A 19,657-nucleotide genomic window follows, 5' to 3' on the forward strand; every position below is an offset into this window, starting at 1 on the left:
CGATTGATTAATCCAGATCTCGACCTTTAACTTTTTCGAGTTGCTCACCTTGTTTGGCACCGGCAACAGAAAAATATCCAGCAGCTTTTTTAGCTTCAATCTCAACTTGCGCATCTGGCGGAATTAAATCGTCCGGGATACTAAGGCGATTTATGACTTCAATACCGCTATTTACAATGGCATCGTGTTTCATATTGCTCATTGAATGCAAGTTGTGAATTTTGGTGATACCAAAAAAGTGCAATACATCCGGCATTAATTCTTGGAAGCGCGCATCTTGAACACCCGCAACACATTCAGTACGTTCAAAATAAGTTGCTGCGCTATCGCCGCCTTTTTGACGTTTACGCGCGTTGTACACCAAGAATTTAGTGACTTCACCTAATGCACGGCCTTCTTTTCGGAAATAAACAATTAAACCAACGCCACCACGTTGAGCCGTACGAACTGCGTCTTCGATACCGTAAGTAAGATAAGGGCGACATGTGCAAATATCTGACCCAAATACGTCGGAACCATTACACTCGTCGTGTACACGACAGGTAAGTTCTACTTCTGGATTTGAAAGATCAGAAACATTTCCGAATACATAGGCGGTAGTGCTACCAATGGGTGGCAGTAAGATTTTTAAATCTGATCGCGTGACAAGCTCTGGGAACATGCCGCCGGTTTCGCGGAAAAGAATTTTACGCAGAGCCGCTTCGGTTAAACCAAATCGTTTAGCGATACTGGGTAAATGCCAAACAGGATCAATAGCAATTTTAGTAACGCGTACATCACCAGAGGCGGTTACAAATTTTCCGTCGGCTTCTAGGCGTTTTTCGCGAATGGCTTCTTTAATTTCAGGAAGCTGTAAATGTGCTTTGGTAACGGCGATGGTTGGTTGAATGTTGTAACCACTCTCTAAATAATCACCAAAGTCTTCAACAATGTTTGCGCCCCAAGGATCAAGAGAAATGATCTTATCGGGCATACTCCACGATGGTTGTGGAGAAATTGTATCGGTGGGTTGGGTATTGTTTAAGTCTGGCTTGTGCGCCTTAGGAAACTTACCCGATGCAATGGATAAAGCTCGGTAGATGGTGTAACTACCGCTATGGCTACCAATACAATTTCGGTGCGCACGCTCGGTTACGGTACCCACTACCGGGCCACGTTCTTGAGGAGTAGCCGCGCCCCAATTAATGGGCGGAATACTCGGCAAATCGATTGTGTGAGAGGTCAGACGGATGTGATCTCGTACAATGCTTTCTTTAGTACTAGCGATATCTGTGCTCATAGTGAACCCTCCAGCGTCCAAGCTATTAATACAAATCACGTTAACCGATTAACTTTCATTGGTCAAATAAAATGTCACTTTCCTGTACGATAAAGTATAGCCATTAAACTGTGACGAAAATTGGCTGAATACACCGGAAGATAATCGTCGCTGGTGAGTAACCTAGGACGTAAGTTATTTAAAGAAAATTAGATGACGTGAAAGTGAATATTGAGTTGTTAATTCTAAAAATATCGAAAAATTTAGACGAAAAACGTGTAAAAACTCCGATATTTATAAGGTAAAAAATTTTTATTTTTAAGGAAACTCTGATTAACCTAGAGTTTCCCGCGACACAAGGATGTGTCGCCAATTTCAAGAACGGTAAGTGATTGAAATTGTGAAGAAATTGGAAATCGTATTTTCAATTTCTGTCCTCTGATTAAATCATGGATGAGTTAATCAGAGGTTCCTTAAATAATACAAAAATGTAAAAAAGTTTTCTTTGGGGTTATTACCCACTTTTTGTCTAAAAAAAGCGGGCAATAAAAACGGTGTTAAGATTCCTCTGAACGACTTAGGTAGCCAGCAACGACTTGTTTGGGCGTATTGATAGCGGCGTTTTCAACCCAAGCAACTACAGCGTAGCCTTCCACCTCGTGATCGTACTGACTGTCAATTTGGCCAGTCCAGTTATCGCGGTTTTTATCCAGCTTTTGCCAATCGAGCACCACAAAGTCGTGTTCAAGGTTGCGGCCATGATTTTCACCACGTTTTACGGAAGTCTTAATGCCCATACCAAGCAGTGCAAAATTAACGTCGCCGATGTCACTTAGTTCACCGGAATAACTGATTTGGTAACGTCCATTCTCAACGTTCAGCTGTAATACGGCTTTATTTTCTGGGGTTTGTACTTTGTCCAGTACGTATTCTAATGAGGGATTGCTGAACCAGCTGCGCCATTCTTGCCCAGAAACGATAAACCCAGGCGTGTAGACGGAGTTAATTTGGCCGTCGTTTTGGTATTTGCGCTGACGATCTGAATATCGTTGTGACGAGAAACGATCTTTCCAACCCAAATAATTCCAGTAGTCTACGTGGAATGCCATAGGAACGTATTCGGTCCACAAACCTTCGGCTTGATCAAGCTTACGCAACCAGCGATCGGCTCTTGGGCAGCTGCTACAGCCTTCTGAGGTGTACAACTCTAGCAAGACTGGTGGTTTATCTTGGCTGGTTAAATCTGCGGTTAGTGTTGATAGCTTTTGTTCCGCAAAGGCGAAACAAGAAACAAGTGTTAGGGCGCATCCGGTAACTATTTTCATAATGAAACTCACCTGAAAAGACTTTCCTAAGATTATTGGATAAGTACTTCGGCTAAATCCTCACAAGATAGTCACTTTTGAGCGGATTGGTACTCTTATACAAAAATACAGTAAAAGAAAATTTGATATTAGCTCAGTGCATAAAGTGGCGCCCACTTTCGATTCTAATCATATGCAGTGATAAAAATCGACGACACATCCTTGTGCCTCTGATATCTCCGGTTCAATCAGGGCAGGGCTTTCTATAAACCAGCTTATATCTTATTACGTTGGCTTCGGCTTTTTAAGAAGACGATGAAAAGAATAACAATGATTAAACAGCCTATACTTGCGGGCACCAACGCGCTTTTTACAGCACTGTCGAAGGCGAGAAAATCAGGATAACCGGTTTTCCATAGCGTCCACTCATAACCTACGGTACTGGCAAGCTGTGCGTTGCCGCTGGCAAGAACGATGATTGCGTCTTTGCCGTTAGGTTCGATCCGCAATGCGGTGTTAATAGCGGGACTGTTAGCGCCGTCGTGACCAAACACAAAATCATTATTGTTCGTTGGCGCATACAGCATTGCCCCCAACCCCCATATGGGAGCACCTAATACGTAGCCAGTGGGTTCACGCATGAGCTTGTGGTATTCGTCGCTCATTGGTTTGTTGATGTTTGCGTCTTGATCCAAAAATGCTGCAATAAATTTTGCTAGATCGTTTGGGCTTGACGATAATCCTGTTGCTGCATTTGAAGCATATTGAAAGAAGGGAATTTTTTCGCTGTTTTCGTTGTAAATATTGGCTGTATTGGTTAAATCTCCCAAATAGTTATAGGTTGATCGATCCATGTCGAGGGGATTAAAAACCGATGTTTGCATCCAGTCAGCAAAGGGTTTTCCCGTTACTTCTTCAATTAATAATTCCAGAATTAAATAACCACCACCGGAATATTGCCACTGGGTCGCCGGAGGTATTCCTACTGCTATAACTTTATTTTCATCGGCAGAGGCGCGAGGGTGTTGTAAAGACTCTTCGATAGAGGGTAAAGATTCTTCTGCTGTATAATCGCCAAAACCTAAACCATCGGTTAAACCTGCTGTGTGTGAAAGCAACAGACGTGTTGTCACCAAATTATTATCGAATTCATTCTCAGGCAGATGCCAGCGCGTTAAATAATTCTCGATGGGTTCATCAAGATTTATTTTGCCGTCTTCAACCAATTGCATTACGCCGTAGGCTGCAAATAATTTACTCATGGATGCTAATGGGAATAGGGTATCACCATTAATTTTATCGTTATTCGAATAGTATTTTTCGGTAGCGATCTTGCCATCTTCGATCAATATGAACGCGGTGTTTCCTTGATTTTGAGATTTAATTTTCTCATCAATGGCGGTAACAAATAACTCGGTATTATTTTTAGGCGCAATTGCAGATAACCACCATCCACTTACACCACCATAGACACTGAGCGCAAGCCAAGCCGCTAATAATACAAATAATGTTACAGCCCTAGTAAAATAAATCATTATTATTCCCTAATACAATCTTCTTCGATAAACGCTGTCCTCTGATTAAATCATGGATGAGTTAATCAGGGTTTCAAAAGCGTCAAAAATTATAAGATGAATTAAGGGGGAGGAAGGTTTACATCGCTCAGAATAACGGCGAATTCTGATATCAAGAATAATTACTGTGATTTATATTCGAGTGAATTCTAGGTGAGTGAATTCTAGGCGCGGTTGGCAGAGCAAACAAAAAGCAGTAAACGATAAGGGCGTTATTATTAGCCCTTAATTCCGGAAATATAAGCCGCGGTGCGTTCGTCTTTGGGACCAGAGAAAAGCTGTCGAGTATTATTAAATTCAATCAGTTTGCCGGCACCATTTTGCGTCCAAAAGAACGCGGTATAGTCAGAAATACGTTTAGCTTGAGCTAAATTGTGGGTAACAATTACCACGGTGTATTTATCTCGCAGGCTCGAAATTAATTCTTCAACAATGCCCGACGATATGGGATCTAGCGCGCTACAAGGTTCGTCCATCAGTAAAACTTCTGGCTCCAAAACCAAGGCTCGGGCAATGCACAAGCGCTGTTGTTGACCACCCGATAGCGATAGTGCAGAGGTATTCAGGCGATCTTTAACCTCGTCCCAAAGACCAACGGCTTTTAAGGCGTTTTCTATTTTTTCGATTCTCTCGGCTCGATTTTTAAAACCGTGTTCCTTCAGTGGAATATCCAGATTCTTAAAAATAGAGAGTGGAAAAGGATTCGGTTTTTGAAAAATCATTCCCACACGGCGGCGAAGACTTAATAGATCAACATTATTTTGGGTAAGATTTTCACCGTCAAAATGTATTTCGCCGGTAACGGTTACTTGATTGTTTAATTTTGATAACTGATTGAGTGTGGTTAAAAAACTGGTTTTACCACAGCCCGAAGGACCAATAAGCGCGGTAATTTTACCCCGATGTAAACTTAACGAAATGCCATTAACGGCAAGTTTTTTACCGTAATAAATAGCCAGTTCGTTCACTTTGATGTGTGCGGGTGCACGACTCTCGATGATGTCTTCCGATAATCTGGGAGCTAGGGTTTCTGCAACAATCATCTGTAATGTCCACTGCGTTTAAACCAAGAGTCGATAAAGCCTTGTGCTAGAGTATTTAAAAGAATAATTAGCACAATCAATATTAAGGCTGAGCCATAGGCGGTTTCATCGCCGCCGGTTACGTTCATGGTGAGATCATAAATGTGTACCGCCAGAACACGTGCTGAATCGAAAATTGACTCTGGCATGCGATCAACATAACCGCTGGTAAACAACAGTGCCGCTGTTTCGGCAGTAGCTCGGCCAATGGATAAGATGAGTCCGGCGATGATTGCAGGTTTTGCCGCTGGTAATAGTATTTTCCAAATCACAACAGAGCGACGCATGCCTAAGGCTAGGCCGCCCAAACGCCAGTCAGATTGTACCGATCGAATTCCAGATTCACAGGTGCGAATAAATACCGGCAAAATCATACAGGCAAGTGTTAATCCGCCGGACAATAGTGAATATCCCAGGCCTAAATAAATGCAGAAAAAGGCATTGCCGAACAGTCCGTATACGATAGATGGAACTCCGGCGAGCACATCCAAAATAATACCTACGTGTAGCGTATGCGATTGATTTTGAGAAAACTCCGCCAACCAAATAGCCGCAGAAATTCCGAGTGGCAACGCAATAACAAGTGCGATAATTAATACATATAAAGTGGAAACCAAAATGGGTGCGATTCCGCCAGCACGGCCAGCATCTTCGGGTTCGGAAATTAAAAATTCCCACGAGACAACCGAAATACCTTTAATAATAACATCGCCAATAATCCAGCCGAATGTTGCAATCACTAACGCAATAATTGCATAGATACCTAGTGAAAAAGCTCGATCAATCATGGGAGACGGTTCTCCCTTTATTAAAAAGATAAGAGGCTAAATAAGCCAGAATCCAGACAATAATCGTCAACAACAAGCCAGATACGTACAAGCTGGCACGGTGGTCGCCAAGGGCGTAGGCCATTTCTAAGGCAATATTGGCGGTTAATGCGCGAACTGGTGCAAACAGGCTAGAAGGCATTTGTACAACATTGCCTGCAACCATTAAAACCACCATGGTTTCGCCCAAGGCTCGCGCACTCGCTAACAATACGCCACTCATAATTCCCGATCGGGCAGCCGGTACTGCGATGGCTAAGATTTGCGTTTTTTGCGTAAGTCCCAGTGCTTGCGCTCCGGCTAAAATCGAGCGATCGACACTGGTCAGCGCAGCGTAACTGGTTAGCGCTAGGGTTGGTAATATCATCAGCGATAGTACGACTGCCCCGGCAAGCACGCTGGTGCCGGGGGCTTTAATTTGGCCAATAAGAGGCACAAGCTCAGTTAAGCCCCAAAGGCCTAAAACAACAGATGGAATACCGGCAAGCAAATTTAAGAGGGATTGAAAGGATTTTTTAACCCAACCCTTGGCGTAAAATTCGAGAAAAATAGCGCAAGCTAAGCCAACAGGAAGCGCAATAACCAGCGATCCAAAGGTCAATACCAAAGAGGCGAATATCATTGGCGTCATGCCAAATAAGCCTTCTAACGGGTACCATCCAGTTTGACTGAAAAAGCTTAACCAGCGGCCATCGGCCACCAACGACCAAGATTCGTACAGTAAAAAGCCGAGTATCAAACACAACAAGGCTGCGCAGACAAACGACAGGGCGCCCATGATTGTGGCAACGCCAAAATCGAGCTTACTGTCGCATTGAAATGGGCGAAGCTTTATCGACAACGGTAACGAACCTACTTAGAAAATGGATAGGCTTAAGGTGCTACGAAAAATTGATTTTCGATCAAATCTAAAACGTCTGTAGACTGCGCAAACTCAATAAAACTTGCTGCAAAACCTTCTGGTTGCGCCTTGGTAACCAGATTGAGTGGTCTTGATAACGGATACTCGCCACTGGCAACGCCCTTTACGGTGGCTTCTTTGCCATCCATTGGTAAAAGCTTGATGGGGGTGCCGCGATTGTGTTCGAACTCTGCGGTGCCGATGGACACATATCCGATGGCGCCAGGATTACCAGAAACGGTTTTAATACCTTGCTGGTTATCGCCGATAACAACTTGAGGACGAATTTGGCTATTTTTTAGCTCAAAAAAATGCAGAAAAAGTTCCAAAGTAGAACGACCTTCTGCTTTATTTACCACCGTAATCTCAAGATTGGGGCCGTCTACATCTGCCCAATTACGAATTTTTCCTTGATAGATATCGATAATTTGCTGACGAGATAACTCTTTGACAGTATTCGACGAGTGAACAATGATACCAATACCATCGAGTGCAATGAGGTGAGCGGTTAAGTCTTGTTCAGATTCTTTCAATGCTCTAGAAACCATACCTATATCGGCAAGGCCGACGCGAGCATCATTCACCCCGCGGGATGAACCGCCGGTTTGAACGTCAATACGTACATCAGGGTTATTTTTTTCAAAGCGTTTGGCCATCTCAAGCGCAAGCGGTGCAACCGTGCTCGAACCGGTAAGAGTTAGGCGTTCCGCCGCTAGAGATAAATTACTTAAAAAAGCGATAGAAACTACACCAAGAAGACAGAAAAGTCTTGATAACTGACTCGAATGAGCTCTTTGTGTGAAAATTCGCGTGACTAAGCTCATTTTTTATCTCTTTGCTTAAATAGAAGTGATTATTATCCAAAAAATTTGGCTTCGGTTTTGGAAATTATGCTAATTAAATTACTCCAGTTTCAAGCGCTACATCAATTTGTGAGATATTGTTTAAATATGAAAAAGTAAATATTTTATGCTTTATGATGTTTTACCTGTGAATATATGTTTATTCGAGTATTTTTTATCTTCAATCTTTAAATGCTTTTGATTTACACATCTTTAATTTAATCGACAAATGGACATTGCAACGTTATTTACTGTTTGTTGTGATAAGTCGATTTTTGTGAAGCATTAAAATTATGTATTTTTATTTATATAAACGATTATGTGTATGGAAAACTTTGGCTAACCCAGATATTAGAACTCGCATTGTCAATTTTTTTCTCTCTGATCAAATCATCGATGAGTTTTATAAATTAATTCATCCATATATAAAAGCTGATTAAAAATTTTCGAACACATCTTAACCTGCACTGGTGTGTTTTTTATTTTGAAGTATCGACTAAGGAGTAATTTTTATAGCTTATACCGGGCGCGTTAAAAACCGAGGTGGTTTGTATGGTGCTTTGTTTGAATTGGTTTAGATTAGCCTGAACCTTAAATGATCAAGTAGAGTTTTTTAGTTTTATTTGATCTTTTCAATTATTAGTAAACCCTAAACGACGCTTCAATTAACTCAGAGATTCGAGCGATGCAGGAATGAGTCGCCAATTTTAGAAAGTATAAGTGAGGTAGGTTCTGAGTGGTGTTGTGAGTTGTGTTGTGAGGGAATTGGAAATTGTATTTTCAACTACTTTCCTTTGATTAAACTACGGAATCATTAATCAAAGATTCCTAACCTTATGTTTTGATGAGTTTCTTATGCCGTAAATATTTTTGTGAATGGATCTAATTCGAAAATAAATGGCTGTGATTAACAGAAATACTTTTTTAGAAGTATTGTTTAGAAGTGTTTTGTGTTTCTTTTTGTACCTGATGATAGTGACTTAAAAGTCAATAAATAATTAGGTTGGGGAATCTATATTTCGAATTAATCAGTTTTTTTAAAAAATTGAGTTTTTAGTTTTAAGAAATTTTAAGCCTGCTTAGGCGGCAGTCATTAAAAATAAGACTGAAAGAGCGGGGTGGCGACCGAATAAACAAACGAATAAAAAAAGCAATTACACTGTTGTTAATTCTGTATTTATATAAATGTTTTAATAATTGTAGATGTGTTGTATTGCTTGCAGACAGTTACTTAACGTAAGAGCAATAAATATGTTTAACCTTGTTTCACAGTAGCTTTCTTATTCAGGCTTATTCAGATTGTTAATTCTGGTGCGTAACCAGTAATCCAGAACAGTTACCAGTGTTGGCTGCTTGGGTTAATTGCTCAAGTTGTTGGTCGTTAAAACCATCAAAAATGGCAACTACACAATGGCTTGTGCCTGTTATTAATGCTTTTTCGGTGACGGAATATAAATCTGATGTATTGTTAGGATAAATAATGCGAAGATTTTTTAGATTTACGCCGTAGTCAAGCAATACATTTTTATCAATAACTTCATCGCTTACCCAGCTTACCCATCGATTACCCGCTAATTGTGTTTGACGTGCAATCATTGGCAACAATAGTTGATCTAAATTCGAACAATATTTAGAAATTACCAATTGAGTAATGTTGCTTAAAACAGCACCGCTTTGCGATGCTGTTTCTGTATTAGATGCACGTTTGGATAGTGCTCTAATTGACTGTCTAGTAAACGCGGTTGTTTCTGAGATAAAGCCGAATTGATTGACTAAGGAGTCCGTAAACAGAGACATTTGTTGTGCAGAATCCATTTTATTACTCCGTATCAGTAATATAAGTACTTAAAAATCGAATTATTGGGTTTGTCGAATAACGCCGACACTTATACCTTCGATAGCAAATTCCTGCTCTCGAAGGTCAATGGTAATGATGTCAAATTCTTCATTTTCTGGAAGCAACTCAACTATAGAGCGGTTTTTACCGCGTCTTAGACGTTTTACGGTTACTTCATCATCAATACGGGCAACAATAATTTGCCCACTTCTTACTTGGGTTGTTTTGTGAACGGCTAATAAATCACCTTCTAGAATTCCGGCATTTTTCATACTCATGCCGCGAACGCGAAGAAAATAATCTGCTGAGGGCGAGAAAAAAGCGTTATCGATATTGCAATAATTTTCGATATTTTCTTGCGCCAAAATTGGGTAACCCGCTGCCACCAAGCCAATAATGGGTATACCAGACTCCTCAACTTGCTCTTTTAAGCGAATACCTCTAGAGGCACTTGGCACCATCTCAATAGCGCCTTTTCGCTCCAAGGCACGCAAATGTTCCTCTGCGGCGTTGGCTGATTTAAAGCCAAGTGCTAGAGCTATTTCTGCACGCGTAGGAGGAAAGCCGGTTGCATCTATATGTTCACGAATTAAATTTAAAACTTGTTGTTGTCGAGCGGTTAGTTTAATCATGTCTAATATGCTGATTCTTTAAGCGTGGGGCGGTAGTTTTTAAGGTGAAACGGCAAAGTTTATTGCAATTGTTTCTTCAAATTAAAAACAGTGTTGGCCGCACTGGGCTGGTCTTATATACAGTGTTTTAGTTTATACAGTGTTTCTACTGTACACGCAACCAGTAAATCAGAATTTAGTCATTGTTCGTTGATTAGAAACGCACGATGTAGAATTGAATTATGCCCGAAGTTTTTTTCTTTTATAGCCGCAATTATTGACACCTCCCAGCCTAAATATTAGTGTGCCCGCTTTTTAATTGCGTAATCTTTATTCGAATTGGATCTATAAATGGGTAATGCCAAGGTTTTAAGTGCCGGGCCAGTTATTCTTGATGTAGCCGGTACCGAGTTGTCGGCGGAAGATCGAGAGCTTTTGACGCATCCAAATGTGGGTGGTGTCATTCTCTTCGCCCGCAACACTAAAACGGCCGAGCAAACCGCTCATTTATGTCGCAACATTAAAAATATCCGCGAAAACTTGCTGATTTGTATCGATCAAGAAGGCGGGCGAGTGCAGCGCTTAACCGAAGGCGTAACAACCATTCCGCCCATGGCGTCTTTATCAAAGCTCTACCAGCAAAGCGCAGAAAAAGGCTTGTCATTGGCTCGTGAACTGGGTTGGCTGTTAGCGTTTGAACTCAGAACTTGCGGTATCGACAACACCTTAGCGCCAGTTTTAGATTTAGACGACAACCAAAACCCCGCTATTGGCTCGCGCTCCTTTTCTATCGATCCTTTAACAACGCTTGCGCTGGCAGAATCGTTTATTTTAGGTATGAACGAAGCGAGTATGCAGGCTGTTGGTAAGCATTTTCCGGGTCACGGATTCGTTAAAGTTGACAGTCACATTGATTTGCCGAGAGATCATCGGCCTCTTGCCGAGATCGCCGCTCGGGACCTAGTTCCTTTCGAGCAGCTGATTAAAAAGTCTTGTCTTGCCGGAGTAATGCCTGCGCATATTGTTTTCGAAGATGTCGACGCCAATCCTGTTGGGTTTTCGGCGCTATGGCTAAAAGACATATTAAGAAAGCGTTATGGTTTTAATGGATTGATATTTAGCGACGATCTGAACATGGCCGGTGCGAAATTAGCCGGTGGTTATTTGGCCGCAGCTGCTACTGCGTTAACCGCCGGTTGTGATTTTGTTTTGATGTGTAACAACCGATCCGGCGCCACCGAAATAGTTGATGGTTTAGATGGTTTTGCGCTTTCTAAACAAGCGTTAACCATTAAAAAAACCATGCTTTGCCACGGCAGTTACGAATTTAATCCGCAACTCAGCCAACGTAGAATGAATATCCTTGAACGACTAGCGAACGAGCTGTAAACGTCATGGCGCAATTGTACGCAACACTAGTCGAAAACCCGGTCGCGCAGTGTAGCCTTTTGTTATTGGCTACGGTGATTGTCGCGTGGCTGATGCGCAAGCTATTAAGGCGCTCGCTTTGCCAAGCCAAAAAAACCGTAAACCCTTGGGATGATTGCCTTTTTTACGCCCTTAAAACCCCGCTCAACTTCGCGGTTCTTCTGCTGGGTATCAGCTTTGCCATTTCACTACCTTTTAGCGATCAAGAGCTAATTGTTGAATACGCATTTTCGGCCAGACAATACGGACTTATCCTGTTATTGGCTTGGTTTTTAATTCGTGGTATTCGCCGATCCGAGAAAATTTACCAAAACGAAGTTTCTGCAAATCACAAGATCGACCCAACCACCGCCGCTGCTCTGAGTCGAATTTTGGGTGTTTGCGTAGTGATCTCGACGCTTCTCATTATTCTACAGATGCGTGGATACAGTATTTCTGGGGTGTTAGCCTTTGGCGGCATTGGCGGAATTGCCGTTGGGTTCGCCGCAAAGGATCTGCTAGCTAACTTTTTTGGCGGATTAATGATCCACCTAGATCGACCTTTTAAGGTTGGCGATTGGATTCGCTCCCCAGACAAATCCATTGAAGGCGTGGTTGAACACATTGGCTGGCGCATAACCTGTATTCGTACCTTTGATAAGCGTCCTTTGTACGTACCCAACGCCATCTTTACGCAAATCGCGGTCGAAAACCCTTCACGAATGACCAATCGTCGTATCTACGAGACTATTGGTGTTCGTTATCAAGATGCTGATAAGTTGCCAAAAATCGTGGCACAGACCGAATCCATGTTGAGATCACATCCCGATATTGATCAAAATCTGGTGATAATTGTGAATTTTGATAAATTTGCAGAAAGTTCACTTAACTTTTTTATTTATACTTTAACCAAAACTACTGATTGGGTGACCTATCATTCAGTTAAGCAAGATGTGTTGTTTAAAGTGTTAAACATCATTCGGAGTAATCAAGCAGAAATAGCTTTCCCTACCAGCAGTTTGCATTTAGAAAGCTTGCCTGATGCCGTCACATCTCAAGAAATAAACCCGTTAATTAAAGAAGAACCCAAGTCGTGACAGAATTTTTAGCCCTCGCTCAAGAAGCCCAAGCCATCTTAGAGACCGCAGATCTTATTCATTCACCTGAGGTCATCGACCAAGCTTTGTCGGATATGGCACAAGCGATTGATCGCGATTACGAAAACAAAGTACCGGTTGTGTTGTGTGTAATGAATGGCGGTTTAATGACCACCGCTAAACTGATTGAAAAAATCACAACACCAATACAATTGGATTACATCCATGCTACGCGATACGGCAGTAAAACCACAGGTGCTAAGCTTTCTTGGATCGCAGAACCCACGTTCGACCTAGAAGGTAGAGATATTATTATTGTTGACGACATTCTTGATGAAGGTGTAACGCTGCAAGAGCTTGTAAACTACTGCCGCGAGAAAAATTGTGCATCGGTAAAGACAGCACTACTCATACAAAAAATTCACGATCGCAAAGCAACGGATTTAGTCGCAGACTACCTTGGCTTGGACGTACCCGACCGTTATGTATTTGGTTGCGGTATGGATTACAAAACCTACTACCGAAATCTCCCTGGAATCTACGCAGTAGCTGAAAAAAGATAAGCACAGCGCTAGGCCGCGATTTTTATAAAACCATCCCCAAAAAAGCTTCTCCTAATTACCAATTAAGAGAAGCTTTTTTATTGCCAAGAAAAATACTTGGCACCTTCTTAATTGATTCATTTCGTAAGTCGTTTTCAAAAAAAAGAAGCTAATCGGTTATTCTGCCGAGACTGTCAGTAGAAAAAATCCCATAATCAATGCTATAGAGTATCGACGTATTTAAAGGTTTTGATTGCGTATGTGATTTTAAGTGCCAAACATAAATGCAATAGCGAATCTGTTATCCGCGTGGACATTTTTAATAGGTATCATATTAATTTTAAATGTGGATTTGTTATTTACTTCATTATTTTTTTAATAAATTCGTGTGAGAATACAAAAAATAGCTTACAAAGCGTTTAAATTTTTAGAGTATCTGATGGGAATAAACGGGCATCTATGTAATTGCGTTAAGGTATAAAAATAAGAAGCAATATCAAATCATAAGCATTTTTTAAAAATACAAAATATGCTGGACGAATAATTGCGAAAAAAAATCAGTTGCTTTCAACTTTATGTGAAGCTCGTGAATTAGTCTGTTTCGCCTTTTGTTTTGGTCAAATCGATTCAGCATTATTGTAAATACTGTTTTGTTCTGGTTGAATTTTTTATTTCTCAGATTGTTTAATTTCTCAAAGTTATTTTAAGATGTTTTTTTATTTTTATTTATTCGTTGAAATTTGGATGCGCTTAATGCAAAACTTTAGTTTGAAAAATTCCTAATTTAATTATTCGTATTGCGCGATGAGTTTTTCAATTAATCCTTTTCGGTAATTCCTGCCAGAGTGTCAATCTTTGTGGTAGTTGTTTTATTTTGTGTTTTATAAAAATAATGAGGTTATAGGCATGTCAAACAGAAGTCGTGGAACAGTGAAATGGTTTAACAATGCGCGTGGTTATGGGTTTATTACTCGTAACGAGAAAGGGGAAGACGTCTTTGTTCACTATAGAAATATATCTGGGAATGGATATAAATCACTTAACGAAGGCCAAATGGTTGAATTTAATTTGCTCAAAGGTGAAAAAGGATTACAAGCCGAGAACGTTATCGGCGTTTAATTTTTTAACCATAACAAAAAATAATACTGCTCACATCAGTCAGCTTTATGAATATTAAAAACCAGCATTTTGCTGGTTTTTTCGTTTTCAAAATTTGCTTTTATGTTTTTGTAATCATAAGTGGTCAGTTGATGAGTAGATTAATTTAGGGTCGTTTAATTGTTGAAATTAAATGGCGGAAGTAATTACTAAGAAAAATAAATTTTTGTAACTTATTTATCTCTTAGTACGAAATTCAAATTTTTAAAAACTCTTCGGATGCAAAAAATGTCAAAAATACCCACAGATCTTGGCCGAAGTTTAGGTAAAGGGATTGGACAACTTTGTCCTTTTAGTCTTGGAAAGAATAATAATCAAAATCACTGTGCTCACTACGTGTCTCACATGATGGGGTATGAGTTCTCTGGCCCTACTTGTAAGAACTATACTTGGGCAGATAAACAAAGCCCTGCGAAAGGAGCAGCGATAAGAGTAGACGATATCTTCAGAAGATGTACTAAAATCGACCTTTTATCGTCTAAGCCTACTGCTATCGCTGAATGCCTAATTTTCGTTACCCTAGCCACAAATATCAAAAAAGTAGGTAATAACTATGTCATGGGTAATCATCCTAAAAAACACATAGGGATATTAAGGCAGGGTAAGGTGTGGAATTACAGCAATACTCATAATAAAGTGGTAGCAGATTCACAGGCTAATTTTGTTGCAAAGTTTACCAATGCGTATAAAACTACAGGTACAACAGTAGAGTTCTACTACGGTGCATTTATATGAAATATTTAACTCTCTTTGTTTTACTGATTCTTGGTTGTACAAGCAATGCAACAACAGACAGTAAACCTGATGGTGTGCAGGTGCTAACTTCGCTACTTGATGCTTCTAAGAGTATTTTGGACGCAGAACCACTTTGCAATATGCAATCTGTATCAACCTCCAAAGTCCCGTATACACTTAAAGACCACCTATCCGTGGTCTTATCTTCTTCGTACGAGAGCGAAAATAAAACAAATATTCAAACGAGTTGTATCGCTTCTAAGCACGATACTGACAAAAGCCAAGTTATTGATATTTGGGATTGCACATTAATCGTAAACGAAATCTCTTCTACGGGTGAATTTATTTCATCATCAACGATTGCTTTTGGCTTAACTAAAACAGATTTTAAGTTCGTATCAAAGTCTTTACGATGTTTCTGATAAATCAATCTTGAGACCCCATAGTCACCTCACGTTATTAGATATCTTTTAATAATTCTGGACGTAAAATCGCAAAATATACACAGCTTCCAACGATCTAAATGTATTTCTCATGGTTTAAGATTAAAACCACAGAAATTACTTGTCAGATCGTTATTTCTACAATAGTTATTTGTCTGCAAGTTTCGAAATCAATGTTGACTTTAATTATTTTAACTACTTATAGTTTTTAAACTTGGTGACACTTCCTTGTGTCACTAAAATTTCTTGGTTTGAAGCGTTTTCGATATCACATATTAGGATAGTTTGGTCCGCCGCCGCCTTCCGGTGGTGTCCATTGAATATTTTGGCAGGGGTCTTTTATATCGCAGGTTTTGCAGTGTAAACAGTTTTGGGCATTAATTTGCAATTGTAGTTCGTTGTTTTTTTCGACTAGTTCATAGACTCCCGCCGGGCAGTATCGTTGCGCTGGTTCGCTGTAGAGCGGAATATTAATTTTCGTGGGAATTTCTTCTTTGCTCAGCTGTAAGTGGCATGGCTGATCTTCTTCGTGATTGGTATTTGATAAATACACGGACGATAATTTATCGAAGGATAAAACGCCGTCCGGGCTTGGATAGTTAATTTTTTCTACCTGTGATACTTCTTTAAGTTGAGCGTTGTCTTCGAGCCGGTCGTGCAGTGTTACCGGTAGTTTGCCGCCTAAAAAGTTCTGGTCTAGTGTGTTAAAAGCGCCACCAAACCAATTACCGTATTTGTGCAATGCTGGGCCGAAATTTCTAGAGCCATAGAGTTCGTCGTATAGCCAGCTGTTTTTAAAGAGTTCGTCGTATTCGCTAAGGTCTTTGTGGTTGTTGATGAGTGCAGAATGAATGGCTTCCGCGGCGAGCATTCCCGATTTCATGGCCGTATGTGACCCTTTAATTCGAGACACATTCAGTGTTCCTGCATCACAACCAATTAATAAACCACCCGGAAAAAACATTTTTGGCAATGAATTAAATCCGCCTTTGGCAATGGCTCGTGCGCCGTAAGAAACGCGGCTGCCATTTCGCAAATATTGCGCTAAAACGGGATGATGTTTTAAACGTTGAAATTCTTCGTAGGGATTTAACCACGGGTTGCTGTAATTTAAATCTACAATTAAGCCTACGGATATTTGATGGTTGTCGCCGTGGTATAAGAAAAATCCACCACTGGTGCTTTTGTCCAATGGCCAGCCAGAGCCATGAATGACTAAACCCGGTTGATGGTGTTCGGGATCAATTTGCCATAATTCTTTTAAACCGATGGCATAATGTTGTGGGTCTTGGTCTTTATCCAAATTAAAGTGTCGAATTAATTCTTTACCCAAATGTCCTCGACAACCTTCACTAAATACCGTGTATTTTGCCGTTAGTGCCATGCCTTGCATGTACGAATCTTTCGGCATTTTATCGCGGCCAATGCCCATGTCGCCGGTGCAAACACCGGTTACCTTACCATCGGTATCGTAGGTTATTTCGGCACCGATAAAACCCGGAAAAATATCAACGCCTAATTCTTCTGCTTGGGTCGCAAGCCAACGGGTTAAATTGCCCAAGCTAATAATATAATTACCTTGGTTGTGTAGTGATTTTGGAGCCATCCATTCGGGAATTTTTGTAGATGTCTGATCGCTTGTTAGCAGATAGATTTCATCTTTTTGCACCTGCGTTTCAAGCGGTGCGCCTTGTTGTTTCCAATCGGGAAATAACTCGTTGAGTGCAATAGGATCAATCACCGCGCCCGATAAAATATGGGCTCCAACTTCGGAGCCTTTCTCTACAACGGCAATAGCCAGTTCTGCATTTAATTGTTTGAGTCGACAGGCCGTTGCTAAACCGGCTGGGCCAGCTCCTACAATCAGCACATCAAACTCCATTTGTTCTCTTTCCACGAATGTCTCCTTAAAACTGCTCTGGATTTAAATCGAAAAGAGTGTCTAAGCCACTGTAGATTGTTTCTACATGTTGCGTAATTCGCGGTAGGTAATAATCACAATAAAAAGCGGCGGTACTGATTTTTGCCTGTAAAAAATCATTGCCGTATTCGTTGTCTGTATCGAAAAGTTGCTGAGCTTGGTGTGCGCCTTTCGCCATTAACCAACCGCCGGTTAAATAACCCATCAGCATTAAATTATCGTAACTTACGCTTGCTGCTAAGGTTTTATTGGTTTCAGCATTATCAAGAATCCAGCGAGTTGCTGTTTGTGCTTTGCTTAAATAGGTTTGCAACTTCTCGCCGATTTTTTGTAAAACAGCATTGTCGCTTTGAATAATATTTTCGGCGGTATCTTGAATATCGGCAAAGAGTTGTTGAATGGCTGCACCTTTGTCTAAACGCGTTTTTCGGTTAATAAGGTCGAGTGCTTGAATGCCGGTTGTGCCCTCATAAATGGGCAGTATTCGTGCGTCGCGATAAAACTGAGCGGCGCCTGTTTCTTCAACAAAACCCATACCGCCGTGAACTTGAATATTCAGTGACGTTAATTCTTGCGCGAGTTCGGTCATCCAGCCTTTTACAATAGGTGTGAGTAACTCAACACGTTTTTGTTTTTCTGAATTACCCGCGTGTGCAAAATCAATATCCGCTGCTGCAACTAAGGCCAAGGCGCGCATGGCTTGTGTGCCACTTTTCATGGCCATAAGCATACGACGAATATCGGCATGATTAATAATGGCGGTTTTATTACCTTCGGCGTCTACACCTTGAATACGTTCTTGACTGTATTGCACGCTTTGTTGGTAGGCGCGCTCGGATATGGATAAACCTTGTAAACCTACGGATTGGCGTGCGTGATTCATCATGGTAAACATGTAGCTAAGCCCTTTATTGGCTTCACCAACTAAATAACCAATAGCGCCGCCGTTATCGCCAAAATTCATCACGCAAGTTGGGCTGCCATGAATCCCTAATTTGTGTTCCAACGACGAACAATTAACGTCGTTGAGCTCGCCGATTTCACCGTGCTCATTCACTAAGTATTTGGGCACCACAAACAAAGAGATACCTTTTACACCGACGGGTGCATCTGGCAGGCGCGCTAGCACCAAATGCACAATGTTCGATGTCATTTGATGATCGCCCCAGGTAATAAAAATTTTCTGGCCGATAATTTTAAAGGCGTCGCCGTCTGGAATTGCTCGGGACGCAATCGCCGATAAATCAGAACCCGCATTTGGCTCGGTTAGGTTCATGGTGCCAGTCCATTCACCACTGATTAATTGCGGCAAAAATGTTTGTTTTAACAAATCGCTACCGTGTGCAATTAAAGCTTCGATGGCGCCTTGGCTCAGCATTGGACAAAGTGCAAAAGCCATATTGGCCGAATGCCAGAGTTCATTAACAGCCGTACCTAACACGTTGGGTAGTGCTTGACCGCCAAATTCTTCGGGCGCAGTAAGTGTTGGCCAGCCGTTGTCAACAAATTGTTGGTAGATATCAGAGAAGCCTTGGCTTTCTTGAACTTGGCCATCAACAACGGTTGGATGATTTTTATCACCCTGAGCATTCATGGGTGCAATTACATCGCTGGCAAGTTTTCCGGCTTCGTCGATAATGGTTTTTACCAAGTCAATGTTAATCTCTTCTTGATTTAATGTTTGACTTAAATTCTCTAAACCAACTATGTGCTCCAGCACAAAAGTAGAATCTTGAAGTGGTGCGGTGTAGGTGGTCATTATCTATCTCCGACATTCCGAAAATTATCTGTAAAGGGTATTAAAGGCTTTTTAGTTTTTAGGAAACTCTGATTAACTCATTCATAATTTAATCAGAGTTTCCTTTACTAAAAATACGTAGGTTTAAATCACATTGAATTACGTAGAAGAATAGGTTGAATAATGTGATGTAAGTTTATCGCGTTATTGGATTTTGTCAGTTTATCTCTGAATACAGTTGAGGGTTTTGGTAAATAACATTGGAGTCATTGTTGTGCGCCAGAAAATACGCATTAAATTCTTCAATATTTAGCGATGCACTGGAAAAACCGAAAATAAAAAAGGAAACTCTGAATTAATCCTGGAGGTGTTAACCAGAG

Annotated in this window: 17 protein-coding genes; 6 read left to right on the plus strand and 11 right to left on the minus strand. The window is 40.9% G+C overall.

All coding sequences use genetic code 11. From position 1 onward, the window contains the following. Positions 1–7: 7 nt before the first annotated feature. The 9 genes from ACYQ2C_RS01400 to lexA form a co-directional block, all read right to left on the minus strand. The gene (locus ACYQ2C_RS01400; RefSeq protein ID WP_460048554.1) at positions 8–1,279 is read right to left on the minus strand and encodes a GTP cyclohydrolase II; all 1,272 of its coding nucleotides are present in this window, start codon (positions 1,277–1,279) and stop codon (positions 8–10) included. 536 nt (positions 1,280–1,815) lie between these two features. Next, positions 1,816–2,583, minus strand: a complete 768-nt coding sequence (locus ACYQ2C_RS01405) for a DUF1223 domain-containing protein (protein WP_460048553.1) — start codon at positions 2,581–2,583, stop codon at positions 1,816–1,818. Between the two features lie 254 nt (positions 2,584–2,837). Continuing rightward, positions 2,838–4,097, minus strand: coding sequence for a serine hydrolase domain-containing protein (locus tag ACYQ2C_RS01410; protein WP_460099299.1), 1,260 nt, complete (start codon positions 4,095–4,097; stop codon positions 2,838–2,840). A 257-nt stretch (positions 4,098–4,354) separates the two neighbouring features. Next, complete coding sequence (gene pstB, locus ACYQ2C_RS01415) at positions 4,355–5,179, minus strand: phosphate ABC transporter ATP-binding protein PstB (protein WP_460048551.1); 825 nt, start codon at positions 5,177–5,179, stop codon at positions 4,355–4,357. Continuing rightward, positions 5,176–6,006 carry a phosphate ABC transporter permease PstA gene (gene pstA / locus ACYQ2C_RS01420; RefSeq protein WP_460048549.1) on the minus strand — a complete coding sequence of 277 codons (831 nt, stop codon included), beginning with the start codon at positions 6,004–6,006 and terminating at the stop codon, positions 5,176–5,178. The genes pstB and pstA overlap by 4 nt, the downstream gene beginning before the upstream one ends. Beyond that, the gene (gene pstC, locus ACYQ2C_RS01425; protein ID WP_460048548.1) at positions 5,999–6,886 is read right to left on the minus strand and encodes a phosphate ABC transporter permease subunit PstC; all 888 of its coding nucleotides are present in this window, start codon (positions 6,884–6,886) and stop codon (positions 5,999–6,001) included. The genes pstA and pstC overlap by 8 nt, the downstream gene beginning before the upstream one ends. Positions 6,887–6,918: 32 nt before the next feature. Continuing rightward, complete coding sequence (locus ACYQ2C_RS01430) at positions 6,919–7,770, minus strand: phosphate ABC transporter substrate-binding protein (protein WP_460099302.1); 852 nt, start codon at positions 7,768–7,770, stop codon at positions 6,919–6,921. Between the two features lie 1,320 nt (positions 7,771–9,090). After that, positions 9,091–9,603 carry a hypothetical protein gene (locus tag ACYQ2C_RS01435; protein ID WP_460099305.1) on the minus strand — a complete coding sequence of 171 codons (513 nt, stop codon included), beginning with the start codon at positions 9,601–9,603 and terminating at the stop codon, positions 9,091–9,093. A gap of 42 nt (positions 9,604–9,645) precedes the next feature. Continuing rightward, positions 9,646–10,257 carry a transcriptional repressor LexA gene (gene lexA / locus ACYQ2C_RS01440; protein ID WP_460048545.1) on the minus strand — a complete coding sequence of 204 codons (612 nt, stop codon included), beginning with the start codon at positions 10,255–10,257 and terminating at the stop codon, positions 9,646–9,648. Positions 10,258–10,587: 330 nt separating this feature from the next. Here lexA and nagZ point away from each other — a divergent pair, with 330 nt between their 5' ends. From nagZ to ACYQ2C_RS01470, 6 genes are all read left to right on the plus strand, one after another. After that, positions 10,588–11,625: a beta-N-acetylhexosaminidase gene (gene nagZ / locus ACYQ2C_RS01445; protein ID WP_460099308.1), complete on the plus strand. Its 1,038-nt coding sequence runs from the start codon at positions 10,588–10,590 to the stop codon at positions 11,623–11,625. A 5-nt stretch (positions 11,626–11,630) separates the two neighbouring features. Continuing rightward, positions 11,631–12,740, plus strand: a complete 1,110-nt coding sequence (locus ACYQ2C_RS01450) for a mechanosensitive ion channel family protein (protein WP_460099310.1) — start codon at positions 11,631–11,633, stop codon at positions 12,738–12,740. Continuing rightward, entirely contained in the window at positions 12,737–13,303 is a 567-nt protein-coding gene (locus ACYQ2C_RS01455; RefSeq protein WP_460048542.1) for a hypoxanthine-guanine phosphoribosyltransferase, read from the plus strand. The genes ACYQ2C_RS01450 and ACYQ2C_RS01455 overlap by 4 nt, the downstream gene beginning before the upstream one ends. An 885-nt stretch (positions 13,304–14,188) precedes the next feature. Next, positions 14,189–14,401 carry a cold-shock protein gene (locus tag ACYQ2C_RS01460; protein ID WP_460099314.1) on the plus strand — a complete coding sequence of 71 codons (213 nt, stop codon included), beginning with the start codon at positions 14,189–14,191 and terminating at the stop codon, positions 14,399–14,401. Between the two features lie 267 nt (positions 14,402–14,668). Then, positions 14,669–15,175, plus strand: a complete 507-nt coding sequence (locus ACYQ2C_RS01465; RefSeq protein ID WP_460099317.1) for a hypothetical protein — start codon at positions 14,669–14,671, stop codon at positions 15,173–15,175. Beyond that, the gene (locus ACYQ2C_RS01470; protein WP_460099320.1) at positions 15,172–15,597 is read left to right on the plus strand and encodes a hypothetical protein; all 426 of its coding nucleotides are present in this window, start codon (positions 15,172–15,174) and stop codon (positions 15,595–15,597) included. The genes ACYQ2C_RS01465 and ACYQ2C_RS01470 overlap by 4 nt, the downstream gene beginning before the upstream one ends. 289 nt (positions 15,598–15,886) lie before the next feature. Here ACYQ2C_RS01470 and ACYQ2C_RS01475 read toward each other — a convergent pair whose 3' ends face one another. Together ACYQ2C_RS01475 and ACYQ2C_RS01480 are read right to left on the minus strand one after the other, a co-directional pair. Continuing rightward, entirely contained in the window at positions 15,887–17,515 is a 1,629-nt protein-coding gene (locus ACYQ2C_RS01475) for an electron transfer flavoprotein-ubiquinone oxidoreductase (RefSeq protein ID WP_460099323.1), read from the minus strand. Between the two features lie 10 nt (positions 17,516–17,525). After that, the gene (locus tag ACYQ2C_RS01480) at positions 17,526–19,298 is read right to left on the minus strand and encodes an acyl-CoA dehydrogenase (protein WP_460099326.1); all 1,773 of its coding nucleotides are present in this window, start codon (positions 19,296–19,298) and stop codon (positions 17,526–17,528) included. Positions 19,299–19,657 lie beyond the last annotated feature (359 nt).

The sequence above is a fragment of the Sessilibacter sp. MAH3 genome, from assembly GCF_054658275.1.

Coding starts and splice junctions, on each gene's coding strand:
- ACYQ2C_RS01460 (WP_460099314.1), top strand. CDS start 14,189: ATGTCAAACAGAAGTCGTGGAACAGTGAAATGGTTTAACAATGCGCGT.
- ACYQ2C_RS01410 (WP_460099299.1), bottom strand. CDS start 4,097: ATGATTTATTTTACTAGGGCTGTAACATTATTTGTATTATTAGCGGCT.
- lexA (WP_460048545.1), bottom strand. CDS start 10,257: ATGATTAAACTAACCGCTCGACAACAACAAGTTTTAAATTTAATTCGT.
- nagZ (WP_460099308.1), top strand. CDS start 10,588: ATGGGTAATGCCAAGGTTTTAAGTGCCGGGCCAGTTATTCTTGATGTA.
- ACYQ2C_RS01400 (WP_460048554.1), bottom strand. CDS start 1,279: ATGAGCACAGATATCGCTAGTACTAAAGAAAGCATTGTACGAGATCAC.
- pstA (WP_460048549.1), bottom strand. CDS start 6,006: ATGATTGATCGAGCTTTTTCACTAGGTATCTATGCAATTATTGCGTTA.
- pstB (WP_460048551.1), bottom strand. CDS start 5,179: ATGATTGTTGCAGAAACCCTAGCTCCCAGATTATCGGAAGACATCATC.
- ACYQ2C_RS01450 (WP_460099310.1), top strand. CDS start 11,631: ATGGCGCAATTGTACGCAACACTAGTCGAAAACCCGGTCGCGCAGTGT.
- ACYQ2C_RS01480 (WP_460099326.1), bottom strand. CDS start 19,298: ATGACCACCTACACCGCACCACTTCAAGATTCTACTTTTGTGCTGGAG.
- ACYQ2C_RS01405 (WP_460048553.1), bottom strand. CDS start 2,583: ATGAAAATAGTTACCGGATGCGCCCTAACACTTGTTTCTTGTTTCGCC.
- ACYQ2C_RS01470 (WP_460099320.1), top strand. CDS start 15,172: ATGAAATATTTAACTCTCTTTGTTTTACTGATTCTTGGTTGTACAAGC.
- ACYQ2C_RS01435 (WP_460099305.1), bottom strand. CDS start 9,603: ATGGATTCTGCACAACAAATGTCTCTGTTTACGGACTCCTTAGTCAAT.
- ACYQ2C_RS01430 (WP_460099302.1), bottom strand. CDS start 7,770: ATGAGCTTAGTCACGCGAATTTTCACACAAAGAGCTCATTCGAGTCAG.
- ACYQ2C_RS01465 (WP_460099317.1), top strand. CDS start 14,669: ATGTCAAAAATACCCACAGATCTTGGCCGAAGTTTAGGTAAAGGGATT.